Here is a 14,573-nt window from a genome sequence, read left to right as displayed (position 1 = left end):
TGAAATCCTTTTCATGAAAAAAGCATCGCTGAATGGATTGTTATAATGTAACGTAAATAGAGATCAATACGACGGTCTCAACCATGAATGCTCTTACTCTCCCGGATATCGCCGCCCAATCTGCACGCTTGGCACTGCCCCTCGACTGGGTAGGCATGCGTGGGATTGCTCTACCCGTTGTGCTTGAAGGCCAATGCCTCAGCGCCAGAGTCGACGCTGGCGTGAGTCTCGATGATGGTGAAGCGCGTGGTATTCACATGTCGCGCTTGTATCTGGCACTCGAAACCCTCGAACAGCGAAGCCTTTCTCCCGCTTTGCTGCATCAGGTACTCAAGTGTTTTCTGACAAGCCATCAAGGTCTATCCGCCTGCGCGTATCTGAATATTCACACCGAATTGTTGCTGAAACGACCCGCGTTGGTCAGCCCCTTGGCCGGCTGGAAATCCTATCCGGCGTCCATTTCAGCGAGCCTGAAACAGCAAATGTTCCACGTGGAACTAAAAATTGAACTGCCCTATTCCTCGACGTGCCCATGCTCCGCAGCCTTGGCAAGGCAATTGATCCAGCAGCAATTCGTCGACGATTTCGCCAACAAGGCTCTGCAACACGCAGATGTTTTGGCATGGCTTGGCTCAACCAAAGGGATCGTAGCCACTCCGCACAGCCAGCGCAGCTATGCGCAACTGCACCTGCATCTCGACAATTTCATCGACGAGCTACCGCTGACCGCGATCATCAATGACGCTGAAGCAGCCCTCGGCACCGCCGTGCAGACCGCAGTAAAGCGCCCCGACGAGCAAGCCTTCGCACTCGCCAATGGGCAAAACCTTATGTTCTGTGAAGACGCCGCGCGCCGCCTCAATCTGGCACTGCAGCGCACGCCCGGCATCAACCAATTCCACATCCGCGTGATCCACGCCGAAAGCCTGCATGCCCATGACGCCGTCGCCGAAAGCAGCTGGCGACGGGAGCAAAAATGATCCGCTGCCAATCCTTGGTATGGGGCGCACCCGGCCAACCGCTGACGACGCCTTTGAGTCTTGAGTTCGAAAGCGCCAGCCTGACCGCAATCATCGGCGCCAACGGCTGCGGCAAAAGCAGTCTGCTGAAAGTCATCGCCGGTTTGCAGAAGCCCTTGGCCGGCAAGGTGGAAATGGCTGTTCCACGCCAAAGCGGCATTTCCTTTCTGCCGCAACAGCAACATTTGGATCGGCAGTTTCCAATCAGCCTCGAAGAGCTCATCGCCGCAGGTTTCTGGGGCCGTCGGCTCTCGACACAGCTGCGCACGCAGCGACTGAAAAACGCATTGGAAGACTGGCATTTGAGTGGACTCGAACAGCGCCCGTTGATGGCCCTGTCCGGCGGTGAGCTACAACGTGCCCTGCTCGCGCGACTGAGCCTTGCTGACGCCCCGGTGCTGTTGCTGGACGAACCGCACGCCGCACTCGACGAACTCGGCCAGCAATTGCTCTGGCAGCACATTCACCACTGGCACGCCGAAGGCCGGACACTGCTTGTGGTCTGCCATGACCTGGCGGCTGTCCGCCAACACATTTCGCATACCCTGCTGATCAAAAACGGCCACTGCGTGTACGGAACCAGCCGAGAACTGATCCAGCCAACACCGCACATGCAGGTCGCCTGATGCTCGCCACCGTCAGCCATTTCTGGCAGCCGTTCAGCGAATTCGTGTTCATGCGCCGCGCCTTGCTCGGCGGCCTGGTGCTGGCATGCAGCACGGCGCCCTTGGGTGTTTTTTTGATTCTTAGACGTATGAGCTTGATCGGTGACGCCGTCGCGCACGGCATTCTCCCTGGTGCAGCGCTGGGATTCTGGTTTGCCGGTTTGAGTCTTCCCGCACTCACCCTCGGTGGCTTGGGAGCCGGGCTGAGCATGGCCGGACTCGCGGCCTGGATCACCCGGCGAACGGGGTTGCGAGAAGATGCCAGCCTCGCCGCGATCTATCCGATCTCACTGGCCAGCGGCGTTTTGATCCTTGGCATCGCCGGCAAGCGCCTCGACCTTCTGCACTTGCTGTTCGGCTCAGCGTTGGCCGTAGACGGGCCGACACTGACCGGCATGCTGTGGGTCTCGGCGGTCAGCCTCATGGCGATGGCGGCGATCTACAAACCTCTGCTGCTGGACACACTGGACCCATTGTTCTTGCGCACGGTCAGTCGTCTCGGACCACTGGCTCATGGCGTGTTCCTGACTCTGGTCGTGCTGAATCTGGTGATCGGCTTTCAGGCCATCGGCGCACTGATGGTTGTCGGCCTGATGATGCTTCCGGCTGCTGCGTCGAGATTTTGGAGTCGCCGCCTACCGCTACTGATCGCCATCGCCGCGGTCATGGGCTGCGTGTCTGTGTGGCTCGGCTTGCTGCTGTCGTTCTACTACTCGCTGCCCAGCGGCCCGGCCATCGTGCTGGTCGCGGGGGTCGGCTATCTGCTGTCGGTGGTGTTCGGACCGGTTCACGGTTTGCTGCGCCGCCCGCCTTTGCTCACATCCCAATGAGGTGTTTCCCGATGCGCGCTCTACTCGTGCTGTTCAGCCTGATGCTGTCGATGTCCTTGTCAGCCGCCGAAAAACTGCCGGTGGTGACCAGCTTCAGCATCCTTGCCGACATGGTTCATCAGGTCGGCGGCGAGCACGTTGAGATCACCAACATGGTCGGCGCGGACGCTGATGCGCACACCTACGAGCCGACACCGGACGATGCCAAGGCGTTGCTCAAAGCCAAAGTAATCATCAAGAACGGCCTCGGTTTCGAACCTTGGCTGGATCGCCTGGTGACCAGCACCGACAGCAAGGCAACGGTGATCAGTGCCAGTCGCGGGGTGATTCCACGTTCGCTCGATGAAGATGGCGAAACCGTTCCGGATCCACACGCCTGGCACAATCTGGCGAACGCTGAGTTGTACGTCGCCAACATCACCAAGGCGCTGATCGCCGCCGACCCGGCCAACAAGGCTGACTACGAGCGCAACAGCCAGACCTACCTCAAGCAGATCTATGCCCTGCTCGCCGAAGCCAAAAACAAACTCGGCGCGCTGCCGCCGGGTAATCGCAAGATCGTCACCAGCCACGATGCCTTTGGCTATCTGGGTCAGGCCTATGGCATCGACTTTATCGCGCCACAGGGTTTATCCACCGAACGCGAACCCTCCGCCGCCGAAGTCGCTGCGCTGATCACGCAGATTCGCCAGGCCAAGGTCAAGGCGGTGTTCATGGAAAACATCAAGGACGCGCGTCTGCTCAAGCAGATCGCGGATGAAAGCGGCGCACACATCGGTGGCACGCTGTACTCGGATGCACTGGCTTCCACCGGGCCTGCGAGCACTTTTACCGGGCTGTTCGAGTACAACCTTAATACGCTGTACAAGGCGTTGAGTCAGCCATGACCTGAGGTGCGCTTTCGATCTATTCGCGAGCAGGCTCGCTCCCACAGTTAGAATGGCTTCCAACTGTGGGCGTCACAGAGGTTTCAAGCGCGGGGTTTTACCGTGCCGCAATCCTGACCCAGCCAGACTGCCCGGGTTTCCAGGCTGCCCTTCTGGTTGATGCCGATAGCGTTGAAGGTGCCATTGGCGACGGTGGTGAATTCGCGGTCACTGAGGAATGTCGCCACGCCTGTGCCCTGGGCTTTCGGGCAGCTGAAGCGGAATTTCCATTGGTTGCCGGTGCGCTCGGTGATCTGCTGCTTGCAGCCCGATTGCGGATCGGCCAGCGGGATGTCGTTGGTCGCCACCTGCTGCGGCGTCAGGCAAGCGCGGATGCCTTTGCCGCCGATGTTGATGCCGTTCTTCTCCAGCGCCGCGCGCTGCTGCGGGGTGATCTGGCCTTGAATCTGGCCAAGGATCGATTGCACATCCATGGCCTGATCATCGACCTTCAGATTGCTCGAAGACATTTCCCACAACCCCGGCTGCAGCATTTGCGCCTGCGCAACCACCGGCAATGCCAAACCCAGGCCCAGCGCCAAACCCAGCAGACGAACGTTCATCGAGTAACTCCTGATCAGTTGTGGCCGTTAGACGCCGGCCGATTGTGTCGGTTCATGCGCCGATTAAATAGAGACATTCGCCGCAGAACATGGTCTGTTAAGCATTGCATCTCACGGAGCAAGGCTGCCCCATGGATTTTTTCGGACCGCACATTTTCGGTTATCTGATCGCCCTGTTGCACACACTCGGTTCGATCGCTGCGATCCATGCGGTGCTCACCGTGCGCACAGCGCAGGGCTCGATCGCCTGGGCATTGTCGCTGATCTTCATTCCCTACCTCACGCTTATTCCGTATCTGGTCTTTGGTCGCAGCACCTTCGATGGCTACATCAAGGCGCGGCGCCAGGCCAACGAGCAGATGCGCTTGGCCATTTCCGAATTGAACTGGCGCCCATGGGTTGAAGAAGCCCTGGCCGCTCGCGCGTCGAGTGCCTATGCCTCATTGCGCGCGATGCCGAAACTGGGGCGCATGCCGTGCCTGGCGAACAACGAGGTGCAACTGCTGGTGAACGGCACCGCGACCTTCGATGCAATATTTCAGGCGATCGAACAAGCCAGGGAAGCAGTGCTGGTCCAGTTCTTCATCATTCACGACGATCGGCTCGGCCGGCGCTTGCGTGATTTGCTGTTGAAGAAAGCCGCCGAAGGCGTGTCGATTCATTTGCTCTACGACCGCATCGGCAGCCATGCCCTGCCCCATCATTACGTGCAGGCGCTGCGTGATGCCGGCGTCGAGGTCAAAGCCTTTGCCACGCGCAGCGGCTGGCTCAACCGCTTTCAAGTCAACTTCCGCAACCACCGCAAAATCGTTGTGGTCGATGGCGTAGTCGGCTTTGTCGGCGGGCATAACGTCGGCGATGAATACATGGGTGAGAAGCCACCATTGGCGCCGTGGCGTGACACCCACGTGAAAGTCCGCGGGCCGGTGGTGGCCTGCATGCAGGAATCGTTCGCCGAAGATTGGTTCTGGGCTGCTCGTACTCTGCCGCCGTTGATCCTTCCGGATGCGTATCCGGAGGATGGCGTGCTTTGCCAATTGCTTGCCAGCGGTCCGGCCGATGCTTATGAAACCTGCTCGCTGTTTTTCGTCGAAGCCATTCACGCAGCGACGCAGCGGGTATGGATCACCAGCCCTTACTTCGTGCCTGACGAAGCCGTATTCGCCGCGCTGAGGCTGGCAGTGTTACGCGGGATCGATGTTCGACTGCTGTTGCCGTCGCGGCCTGATCACCGCATCGTCTATGCCGCGTCCAGCCTGTATGCCTTCGAGGCGGTGCGTGCCGGCGTGCGGGTGTTCCGCTATCGTCCGGGTTTTCTGCATCAGAAAGTGGTGCTGATCGACAGCGAAATCAGCGCCATCGGCAGCGCCAATCTGGACAATCGCTCGTTCCGTCTGAATTTCGAAGTGATGTTGCTGACCGTCGACAGCCAGTTCGCCGCCGCCGTGGAACACATGCTCAATGACGATTTCGCCCTGGCCGATGAAGTGGCCAAAGAAGAAAGCCGGGAGATCCACCGCATGCAACAGGTCGGCATGCGGATCGCCCGGCTGATTTCGCCGATACTCTGAGCGCCCCGTTTCAGGGGTGGTAGATGTCGTCGCGGGTCCAGGGCAGTTCGTGGCTGCCATCCGGATGCGCTTTCACGGCGAGGATCTGATGCAGATTGATCCAGCCCCGGGCAAAGGCGTACGCGCAACCGGCCAGATACAGACGCCAGATACGCAGTGCTTGCTCAGGCACCAGTTTCGCCGCAGCTTCGAGGTTATCCTCCAGTCGCTCACTCCAGTGATCGAGCGTGCGCGCGTAGTGCAGGCGCAAGCTTTCGACATCGACGATTTCCAGCCCGGCTTCACTGATCTCGGCTGAGATCATCGCCAGATGCGGCAACTCGCCGTTGGGGAACACGTATTTTTCGATAAAGTCGCCAGCGCCGCGTCCAACCGGGCGGCCATCGGTGTGTTTGGCGGTGATGCCGTGGTTCATCACCAGGCCGCCCTCTTTCACCGCGCCAAACAGCGTTGCGCAATACTCGGCGAGATTGGCATGACCAACGTGTTCGAACATGCCGACGCTGACAACCTTGTCGAAGCGGCCGTCCTGCGGCAGATCGCGATAGTCGAGCAATTGCAGTTCGACCTGATCTTCCAGACCCTCGGCCTTGACCCGCTCCTGCGCCAGCGCCAACTGCTCCTTGCTCAAAGTAATACCGAACACCTTTACGCCGAACTCTCGCGCCGCATACCGCGCCAGACCGCCCCAACCGCAGCCGACATCCAGCAAATACTCGCCCGGCTGCAAGCGCAGCTTGCGGCACAGATGGCGGAATTTGGCTTGCTGCGCCTGTTCGAGGGTTTCGCTACCGGTTTCGAAATAGGCACAGGAATACGCCATGTCGCTATCCAGCCAGAGCTGGTAGAACGCATTCGACAGGTCGTAGTGATAGGAAATGGCTTTGGCATCGGTGTCTTTGTCGTGATGCGCACGCACCGGCTGACTGCCTTCGTCTTCGTCGAGCAGCGCATTGCTCAACTCGTCGCAAACCCGAATGACTTCGCTGATCGAGCCCTCCAGTTCCAGCTTGCCTTCGACGAACGCCGCACCCAGCGCATCCAGGCTTGGGTGGGTGAATTGAGTAACCATCTGCGGGTCCTTGACGACGATGGTTACGCTGGGCGTCGGGCCCAGATTGAACTCGTGGCCGTCCCAGAGTCGCAGGCGAAGCGGTAACTGCAGATTCTGTAAGGCCGGTGGAAGTTGCGCGAGCATGGAAAATCCCCCCTTGTTTCAGACGTCTGATCTGAGGGTAGACCAACCTGGAAAAATAGCAGGCTATCGATTCGATCGGCCTTGTCTATCGTGATCGGCACATCGGCTGAACGCCACAGACGACGCGTCTTACGATAGATGACTGCCTGCGCACTCGGCGGTTCGATGAATTTTCTTTCATTTATTCTGAGCGTCGAGCCTGAGCAAGGGCTCCTGAAAGCGCAGCAAACGTCCGGCGTTGCCCAACACCAACAGCGTACTCAGGTTATGCAGCAGCGCCGCGATCATCACCCCGGCCGCACCAAGCCAACCGAACGCCGCGAAGACCACGATAGCCAGCGTCCAGCCAAGGCCGATAATCACGTTGACCTGCAAAGTACGCCGGCACTGACGACTCAGGCGCACGCAAGTACCGAGGCGACGCAGATCGCTGCCGATCAACACGATGTCGGCTGACGCCAGAGCAATGTCGGCCCCGCCAGCGCCCATCGCCACGCCGACCACGCCGGCTTTGAGCGCGAGTGAATCGTTGATACCGTCGCCTACCACCATCGGACGAAAGCCGTGATCGATTTCCTTGAGCACGCGATTGAGTTTGTCCTCCGGAAGCGCTTGCGCCTGGACTTCGTACAGCCCGACTTCCTGCGCCAACGTTCGCGCAACGCTCTGGCGATCACCGGTCAACAGAAGTTGGCGTCCCAGCCCTAGTTCACGCAATTCGCTCAAGGCAAAGCGCGCTTCCGGTTTGATGCTGTCTGCTAGCAGCAGCCAGGCGAGGAATTCGCCGTTCAGGGCCAACCCGGCGATCGGGCCATCGTGCTCAGGAACAAGGGTGGTTGTGATACCCAGTTGCGTGAACAACTCTGGACGACCGAGCGCGGCTTCGCCCTTCTTTGTCGTCGCCACTACGCCCAAGCCTTGGCGCTCATGGATGTTGGTCAGAGGCCAATAGGCTTCCTGATCGGCCATCCCGGCGAGTGCCCGGCTCACCGGATGACTGCTCGCCGCGCCGAGACTGGCGGCCAGTGTCTGCACTTCGGCGGTGTCCGCATTCAGGCTGTCGATCGACTGCAAACGCAAGGTGCCGTACGTCAGCGTGCCGGTTTTGTCGACCACCAGCGAGGTCAGATCGGCGAGTTCTTCGAGGAACGCCGAGCTGCGAATCAGAATCCCGTGACGCGCGGCGACGGCGACACCGGCAATCGCCGTGGCCGGCGCCGACAGCACCAACGCACACGGACACGCCGCCACCAACACCGCGAGCATCGCCTGTGCATCATGGGTGACGAACCAGGTCACCGCCGCCAGCAACAAGACCAGCACCATGTAGCTGCCGGCATAGCGTTCGAGCAATCGCGTGATCGGCGGTTTCGAGCGCTCGGCGTTTTGCATCAGGGCGATGACTTTGCCCAAGGTGGATTCGCCGCCGGTGCGGGTGACTTCGACGCGCAGCAATCCATCGAGGTTGATCGCGCCGCCGAACACCAGCATGCCGACGCCCGCTTCCACCGGAACCGACTCACCGGTAATCGACGCGGTATCAAGGCTCGCCTGCCCCGATAAGACCCGACCGTCCGCCGGCACCCGATCACCGGCCCGCACCTCGACAACATCGCCAGCGCTGAGCGTGCCGTTGTCCACTTCAATGATCGAACCATCTGCTTGCAGCTTGCGCGCATGGCTGCGGGTCAACTGGCCAAGCGCATTGATCGCTTCCTGGGAGCCGATCACGCTGCGCTCCTCAAGCACATGGCCGAAGATCATGATGATCGGCAACAACGCCGCAGTGAGCAGATCACCGGTCGCCCAGGCACCGAGCATGGCCAGCGCGATCAACTGATCGGTGATGCCGTGCAGGCTCGGGTAACGCAGGCTGTACCAAGCCGAACGCATCACCGGAACCGCTACCAGCAACGAGGCGAAACCGAGCAGCAACTGGCTGACACCGGTTTGCTCCGGGAGCATCCAGCGCCAGATCAAACCCAGACCCAGCAACCCGAGCGCAAGCATCGCCAGGGTCAACTGACGCGCGGCGCGACGTTGTTCAGCCGAGGACAACAGACTCGGAGCAGCGGTGGTCGCCGTCATTGACTGGCTCCTTGAATGATCAACCGGGAATCGTCTTTCGGGTTGACGGTGGTGACCGACCCGGCCTGACCGAAAATTTTCGGCAGGCGTTCGCGATACAGACGCAGGAGCATTTGCGGGTCGGTAGATGTGGCCAGACCCGAAACGGTTGCGGTATCGGCCGAGGCTTTTGCAAGACGCTCGCCCGCCTGCGCGTGAGCCACCTGGAGTGTGCGGTCAGCCTGTTCGTTGGCCGACTGAGTGAGTTTTTCCGCCTCGGTCCGCGCATTGGCCACGGCCTTATCGGCTTGCTGACTGGCGGTCAGAACCGCATTGAAGGCACTGACCGCCGGCTCCGGCAGACTTGATTGCACATCCACCCGCGACACCTCGATGCCGATGCCCTGGCCGCTCGCCTTCAGTTCAGCGAGACGCGCGTTAATGCCTTGCAGCAGATCACCGCGCAATCGCTCACGGCGCTCGGCCGCCTGATTGTCGGCGCCGATCAATTCCGGGCGAGCGACCAGGATGGTGTCGAGATCTCGCGCGGCGGCCAGGGCCACGGCGCTGCGCGTCACCAGCCGATCGAGTGCTGGCAGCACATGCTCGCCTTGCAACACGAATTCGTACGGATCGGAGACTTGGTAAAACACTCGCACGTCCAGTTGCACTACACCGGCGTCACCGGTCAATAAATAACCAGACCCGGCGAGTGCATCGCTCAATGGCGTGGCGAAGGACGCTACCCGATCAGCCTTCAGAGCTTCGTCACTGCGCAACAGATTTTCCACTCGACGCTCGATCACCCGGTCAGCCGCCGGCAACAGAACAACCTGCTCAAAGGGTTGCGGCCACGCCCATAACAGCCCGGCATTCTGAACGCGATCGAGCGCGCCGAAGTGCAGCACCACCGCGCGGTTTTGCGGATCAATCTGCCGGACATTCGAGAACGCCCATGCCAGCGCCGCCAGCACAGTGATCGCATACAGGGCGATGAAGGTCAGACGTCCGGCCTGGATCCACGGACTGTTCAACGCATGTGTTCCACGTGGAACTTCTTCGCTCATGGCTGCGATCCGGCTTTGTTGTCGAGCATCGGTGGGCCGTCGACCAATACGCGGAAAGGTGCGGCATCGGTGCGCAGAATCAATTTGGTGTCCGGTGTGACAATGGTGCCGAGGGTATCGAGGGAGCGCAGCAGGTTGTAAAGCTGCGGCGAGCTGGCGTAGGCGCGCCCATAAATCTGCGCAGCCTCGACTCGCGATTGCGCTTCAATTTCAGCGGCTTTCACCGTCGCATCAGCCTGGACGATCCGCGCATCGCGCTCGGCGGCGGAACGGATTTGCGCCGCTTCGCGTTTGCCAACAGCCGTGCGTTCGGTAGCAATGGTTTCACGCTCGGCACGCATGCGGTCGACCGTGGCGCTGAGCGTGACCGATGGCAAAGTCAAACGCTCGACACCCACCTGCACCACGCGCACGCCATATGTAGCGAGCAACTGTTGGTCGATCTGCTGACGCAACTGCGTTTCAAAATCGCCGATGCGCACTTGTTTGGCATCAGTGTTGACCAGATTGGCCAGGTCAAAGCTGCTGGCCGTGGTCTCCAGCGCTGAGCCGACAAAGGTGCGAATCTGCCGCGCCGCTTCGTCCGGCTGATTCTGCACGGCACGCATGAAACGCTGCACATGTTCAGGATCACCCTGCACCTGCCACGCCACGTAGGCCTGAACGATGATGCGCAAACCATCCTTGGTGCCGACGTCCTGCAAACCACTTGAGGTGGTACGTAGACGCAAGTCCACCGGGATCGCCGCTTCTAACGGTGCCGGCCAGCGCCAGCTCAAACCGGGATCAAGCAATACCCGCGAAGGATTACCGAAACGGGTGATGACCGTGGCTTCACCGGAGCGCACTTGCACCAGACTCGCGGCGGCAATGGCAAACGCCACCAGCAACGCAGCCCAGCTCATACGCCGCCAAGGAAATGGTCCGACTTCTGGCACCTCGCCGTGATGGTGGTGATGACCATGATGATGGTGATGCCCGCCGTGGCCATGGTCGTGGTTGCTGTGGTCGTGAACGTCATGAACAGGCGACTGGCTCAATGGGTGGCTCCTGGTTGAGCGGTGGTACGGGCGGGCGACGGATCAGCCGGCAACGTAAAAGTGCGCAGATCAATGGTTGGCGCATTTGCGCTGCCGCCGAGTCGATGATCGAGCACCAGCAACCTGGCTTTACTCAAGCCCTGACTGAGCTGGCTGAGATATTGCTCCAGCACGAAGGCCTGGCCAGCACTGGCAAAGGCTTTCTGTTCGGCGCTGAATTTCAGGTCGGCGGTTTGCGCAGCGGCGTTGATCTCCCGCGCATTGGCCATTGCCTGATCCCGCGCCGTGCTCGCCTGCAACTGCGCCTCGTTAGTGGCCTGCGCAGCCGCCCCGCGTTCGCGAGCGATCAACGCCTGCGCGCCGATCTGCGCCGCTTGCACACTGTGATAGGCATTCGCCGCGCCGGCCGGTGGATGAATCGCTTCGACGACTGTGGCGAGGATTTCCACACCACTGTTCAATCTGTTCAGATCACTTTGTACTGCGCGACCGATTTCCTCGGCCAGCCCTGCCCTGTCGTCGCCGAGCAGACCGTCGAGGGTGCGCGAGGCAAAATCGTGAACCAGGATGCGGCTGGCGGTGCTGCGAATCAGTGTCGGTACATCTGCGCTGTTATAAGTCGCGGCGAGTGCCGCCTCGTCGTTCAAACCGATGCGATAAACAAAGCGCACGTCCATGTTGACGATTTGCAGGCCCTGTTGCGCGCCGCGGCTGCTGGCGATGACCTGGGATTTGTCGTTGACGTGGCTGGCGTCCCACAAACGGTTGGCGGTCAGCGGCGCCGGGCCTTCAGCGGAATCGGACTGCACGGCGATTGGCTTGTCGCCGACACTGGTTGCCAGTTCATGAACCACACCGTTTTCAACGGAAATCACACGCCCCAATGGCCAAGGCAAACCGGCATGCAAACCCGGGCCGAAAACCTGTACCGGTTTACCGAAGCGCTCGTAGATGCCGCGACCTTGCAGGGGAATCTCATGTACGCCGCTCAGCAGCCAACCGCTCAGGGCGACCACCGCCAACACCGGCAACAAGGCCCGGCGCATGTAACTGAAGGCCCAGATCTGGCGCAGATCGATGCCGAACCGATTGTGCATTTCATGCTGCAACGCCAGCCAGGGCTGCGGCGGCCAGCGCAGCATATCGGCGATAAAACTGCGCGCCAGCAGGGTCGGTTCCAGTTGTTCACGCCGCGGGCTGAAGACAGACAGTAACGCGCGCAACAGCAGTTCGCCGGCAACCAATATTGGCAGGACTGCGCTGAGCACCGCCACGCGTACCGGCCAGACTGCGTTTTCGCTGGCAAACAACAGACACAGCGCACCAATCAACAGAATGATGATCACCACCCGGGTCAGTTGCGCCAGGGCAGCCGCTTCCGGCCATTGCGCCGGCGGTTCCTGCGCCAGTTGCCGTTCCAGCACCAGCAGGGCAAACGCCAGCAACAACGCCAATGCCGCACCGATGCTCGCCGCCAGCCCCAAGGCCGCCGCAGGCAACGTGAGATTCCACACCTGCTCAATACCAAGCAGAACCAGCAACGCCCAGCCGCCGAGCCACAACGTCGGCGCACCGATTTGTCCAAGCAGATGGCGGCTCTGCTGACTCAATCGCTCCAGCAGCCTTTCGTACCAGCCTTCGGCTGCAGCGCCCTCCTCCACGACGGTCGATTGCGAAGCGGGCGGATGCATCACCCGCGCGCGCCAGCGCGTCACCCACCACGCCGATTGCAGACCGGCGACCAGCACCAGCAACGCTGCGCCCTGATTGACCAACAACGGCAACCACAGGGACTGCGGCGCAAACAGGCAGACGAAAAACGCCAGCACCCAGCCCGACCCCGCCACTGCGCCGAGTCCATACGCCAACCGACGCAATTTGCGTGACTGCACGGCTGCCTGCTGAAAGCGCGGCAGCCCGGTGACTGGCGTGGCGTCCAACTCAAGATCGACTTGCATAACACCCCGAAAATGTAGGCCCCGCGTTCATAGCGTTACGATATAACGCAAACTGTGAAATATTCGTACACAATTGTGCTTATTCAAAAATCCCGCAGCTGTCGCTTGCCTGAAGCCTTGACCGAAATGTTCGGCGAAGCTCATATTACGCACATAATTTTTATCGCGACTAATCTTGGCTATCCCCTTCGAGCAATCTGGAGCAAGCGCATGAGCAACTATGACGTAGTGATTCTGGGCGGTGGCCCCGGCGGTTATAACGCGGCGATCCGCGCCGGCCAGCTCGGGCTCAAGGCCGCTTGCGTCGAAGGACGTGCAACCCTCGGCGGCACCTGCCTGAATGTCGGCTGCATGCCGTCCAAAGCCTTGTTGCATGCGTCAGAGCTGTACGCCGCTGCGGTGGGCACGGAGTTCGCCAATCTCGGCATCGAGGTCAAACCGACGCTGAACCTTGCGCAGATGATGAAACAGAAAGACGAGAGCGTCGCCGGCCTGACCAAGGGCATCGAGTTTCTGTTTCGCAAGAATAAAGTCGACTGGATCAAGGGTTGGGGCCATATCGACGGCCCGGGCAAAGTGACGGTGACCGACGCTCAAGGCAACAAGAGCGAGCTCAGCGCCAAGGACATCATCATCGCCACCGGTTCCGAGCCCACTCCCCTGCCCGGCGTCGAGATCGACAACCAGCGCATCCTCGATTCCACCGGCGCGCTGTCGTTGAGTGAAGTGCCCAAACATCTGGTAGTGATTGGTGCCGGGGTAATCGGCCTGGAGCTGGGTTCGGTATGGCGCCGACTCGGCGCGCAGGTCACCGTGGTCGAATACCTTGATCGTATCTGCCCCGGCGTCGATGGCGAGGCCGGCAAAACCTTGCAGCGCGCGCTGAGCAAGCAAGGCATCGCCTTCAAACTGAGCTCGAAGGTCACCAGTGCCACCAGCTCCGCCACAGGCGTGCAGCTTAGCGTCGAGCCTGCCGCCGGTGGCACGGCTGAGCTGATCGAAGCCGACTATGTGCTGGTGGCCATCGGGCGCCGTCCGTACACCCAAGGCCTGGGGCTGGAGAACGTCGGCCTGAGTACCGACAAACGCGGCATGCTCGCCAACAAGCAACATCGCACCGAAGCCGCCGGGGTCTGGGTGATCGGCGACGTCACGTCCGGGCCGATGCTTGCGCACAAGGCTGAAGACGAAGCCATGGCCTGCGTCGAGCAGATCCACGGCAAGGCCGGCGAGGTCAATTACGCGCTGATCCCTAACGTCATCTACACCCAACCGGAACTGGCCAGCGTCGGCCAGACCGAAGAACAGCTCAAGGCCGAGGGCCGTGCCTACAAGGTCGGCAAGTTTCCCTTCACTGCCAACAGCCGGGCGAAGATCAATCACGAAACAGAAGGCTTTGCCAAAGTCCTCGCCGACGAGCGCACGGACGAAGTGCTCGGCGTGCATCTGGTCGGGCCGAGCGTGAGCGAGATGATCGGCGAGTTCTGTGTGGCGATGGAGTTCAGCGCCTCGGCCGAGGACATTGCCCTGACCTGCCATCCGCACCCGACGCGTTCGGAAGCATTGCGTCAGGCAGCGATGAATGTCGAGGGGATGGCGACGCAGATGTAGGTTCCAAACCTTTCCGCCGTCTTCGCGAGCAGGCTCGCTCCCACTTTGGAATGCGTTC

The 14,573-nt window shown here is 60.6% G+C and carries 12 protein-coding genes; 6 read left to right on the top strand and 6 right to left on the bottom strand.

The window, feature by feature from the left end; translation table 11 throughout:
- Window positions 1–83: 83 nt before the first annotated feature.
- Genes folE2 through AB4N47_RS23225 form a run of 4 tightly spaced genes read left to right on the top strand, consistent with a single transcriptional unit; the run spans window position 84 to window position 3,401 of the window.
- The gene (gene folE2 / locus AB4N47_RS23240; RefSeq protein WP_123441888.1) at window positions 84–980 is read left to right on the top strand and encodes a GTP cyclohydrolase FolE2; all 897 of its coding nucleotides are present in this window, start codon (window positions 84–86) and stop codon (window positions 978–980) included.
- On the top strand, window positions 977–1,645 hold the full coding sequence (locus tag AB4N47_RS23235; RefSeq protein WP_341638218.1) for a metal ABC transporter ATP-binding protein: 669 nt from the start codon (window positions 977–979) through the stop codon (window positions 1,643–1,645). The genes folE2 and AB4N47_RS23235 overlap by 4 nt, the downstream gene beginning before the upstream one ends.
- Window positions 1,645–2,514: a metal ABC transporter permease gene (locus AB4N47_RS23230; protein ID WP_024014863.1), complete on the top strand. Its 870-nt coding sequence runs from the start codon at window positions 1,645–1,647 to the stop codon at window positions 2,512–2,514. The genes AB4N47_RS23235 and AB4N47_RS23230 overlap by 1 nt, the downstream gene beginning before the upstream one ends.
- An 11-nt stretch (window positions 2,515–2,525) precedes the next feature.
- Window positions 2,526–3,401 (top strand): metal ABC transporter substrate-binding protein, encoded by an 876-nt coding sequence (locus tag AB4N47_RS23225; protein WP_130903159.1) that lies wholly within the window; start codon window positions 2,526–2,528, stop codon window positions 3,399–3,401.
- An 83-nt stretch (window positions 3,402–3,484) separates the two neighbouring features.
- Here AB4N47_RS23225 and AB4N47_RS23220 read toward each other — a convergent pair whose 3' ends face one another.
- Window positions 3,485–4,003 carry a DUF3617 domain-containing protein gene (locus AB4N47_RS23220; protein ID WP_016772436.1) on the bottom strand — a complete coding sequence of 173 codons (519 nt, stop codon included), beginning with the start codon at window positions 4,001–4,003 and terminating at the stop codon, window positions 3,485–3,487.
- A 131-nt stretch (window positions 4,004–4,134) separates the two neighbouring features.
- On the opposite strand from AB4N47_RS23220, the gene cls reads away from it, so the two are divergent.
- On the top strand, window positions 4,135–5,574 hold the full coding sequence (gene cls / locus AB4N47_RS23215) for a cardiolipin synthase (RefSeq protein ID WP_460154355.1): 1,440 nt from the start codon (window positions 4,135–4,137) through the stop codon (window positions 5,572–5,574).
- 10 nt (window positions 5,575–5,584) lie between these two features.
- Here cls and cfaB read toward each other — a convergent pair whose 3' ends face one another.
- The 5 genes from cfaB to hflK (AB4N47_RS23190) form a co-directional block, all read right to left on the bottom strand.
- A complete protein-coding gene (cfaB, locus tag AB4N47_RS23210; RefSeq protein WP_122612801.1) occupies window positions 5,585–6,772 on the bottom strand; it encodes a C17 cyclopropane fatty acid synthase CfaB in 1,188 nt (395 codons plus the stop codon).
- A gap of 177 nt (window positions 6,773–6,949) precedes the next feature.
- Window positions 6,950–8,860, bottom strand: coding sequence for a cation-translocating P-type ATPase (locus AB4N47_RS23205; protein ID WP_460154354.1), 1,911 nt, complete (start codon window positions 8,858–8,860; stop codon window positions 6,950–6,952).
- On the bottom strand, window positions 8,857–9,906 hold the full coding sequence (gene hflK, locus AB4N47_RS23200; RefSeq protein ID WP_341638221.1) for a protease modulator HflK: 1,050 nt from the start codon (window positions 9,904–9,906) through the stop codon (window positions 8,857–8,859). Before hflK (AB4N47_RS23200) ends, AB4N47_RS23205 begins: the two co-directional genes overlap by 4 nt.
- On the bottom strand, window positions 9,903–10,946 hold the full coding sequence (hflC, locus tag AB4N47_RS23195; RefSeq protein WP_341638222.1) for a protease modulator HflC: 1,044 nt from the start codon (window positions 10,944–10,946) through the stop codon (window positions 9,903–9,905). Before hflC ends, hflK (AB4N47_RS23200) begins: the two co-directional genes overlap by 4 nt.
- Window positions 10,943–12,904 (bottom strand): protease modulator HflK, encoded by a 1,962-nt coding sequence (gene hflK / locus AB4N47_RS23190; RefSeq protein ID WP_341638223.1) that lies wholly within the window; start codon window positions 12,902–12,904, stop codon window positions 10,943–10,945. Before hflK (AB4N47_RS23190) ends, hflC begins: the two co-directional genes overlap by 4 nt.
- Window positions 12,905–13,114: 210 nt before the next feature.
- On the opposite strand from hflK (AB4N47_RS23190), the gene lpdA reads away from it, so the two are divergent.
- Window positions 13,115–14,515: a dihydrolipoyl dehydrogenase gene (lpdA, locus tag AB4N47_RS23185; protein WP_016772429.1), complete on the top strand. Its 1,401-nt coding sequence runs from the start codon at window positions 13,115–13,117 to the stop codon at window positions 14,513–14,515.
- The last annotated feature ends 58 nt before the right edge of the window (window positions 14,516–14,573 follow it).

The organism is Pseudomonas sp. S3_G06 (assembly GCF_054667565.1).
The sequence above is the reverse complement of the archived record's forward strand: the minus strand, read 5'-3'. Positions and strand labels throughout refer to the sequence as shown.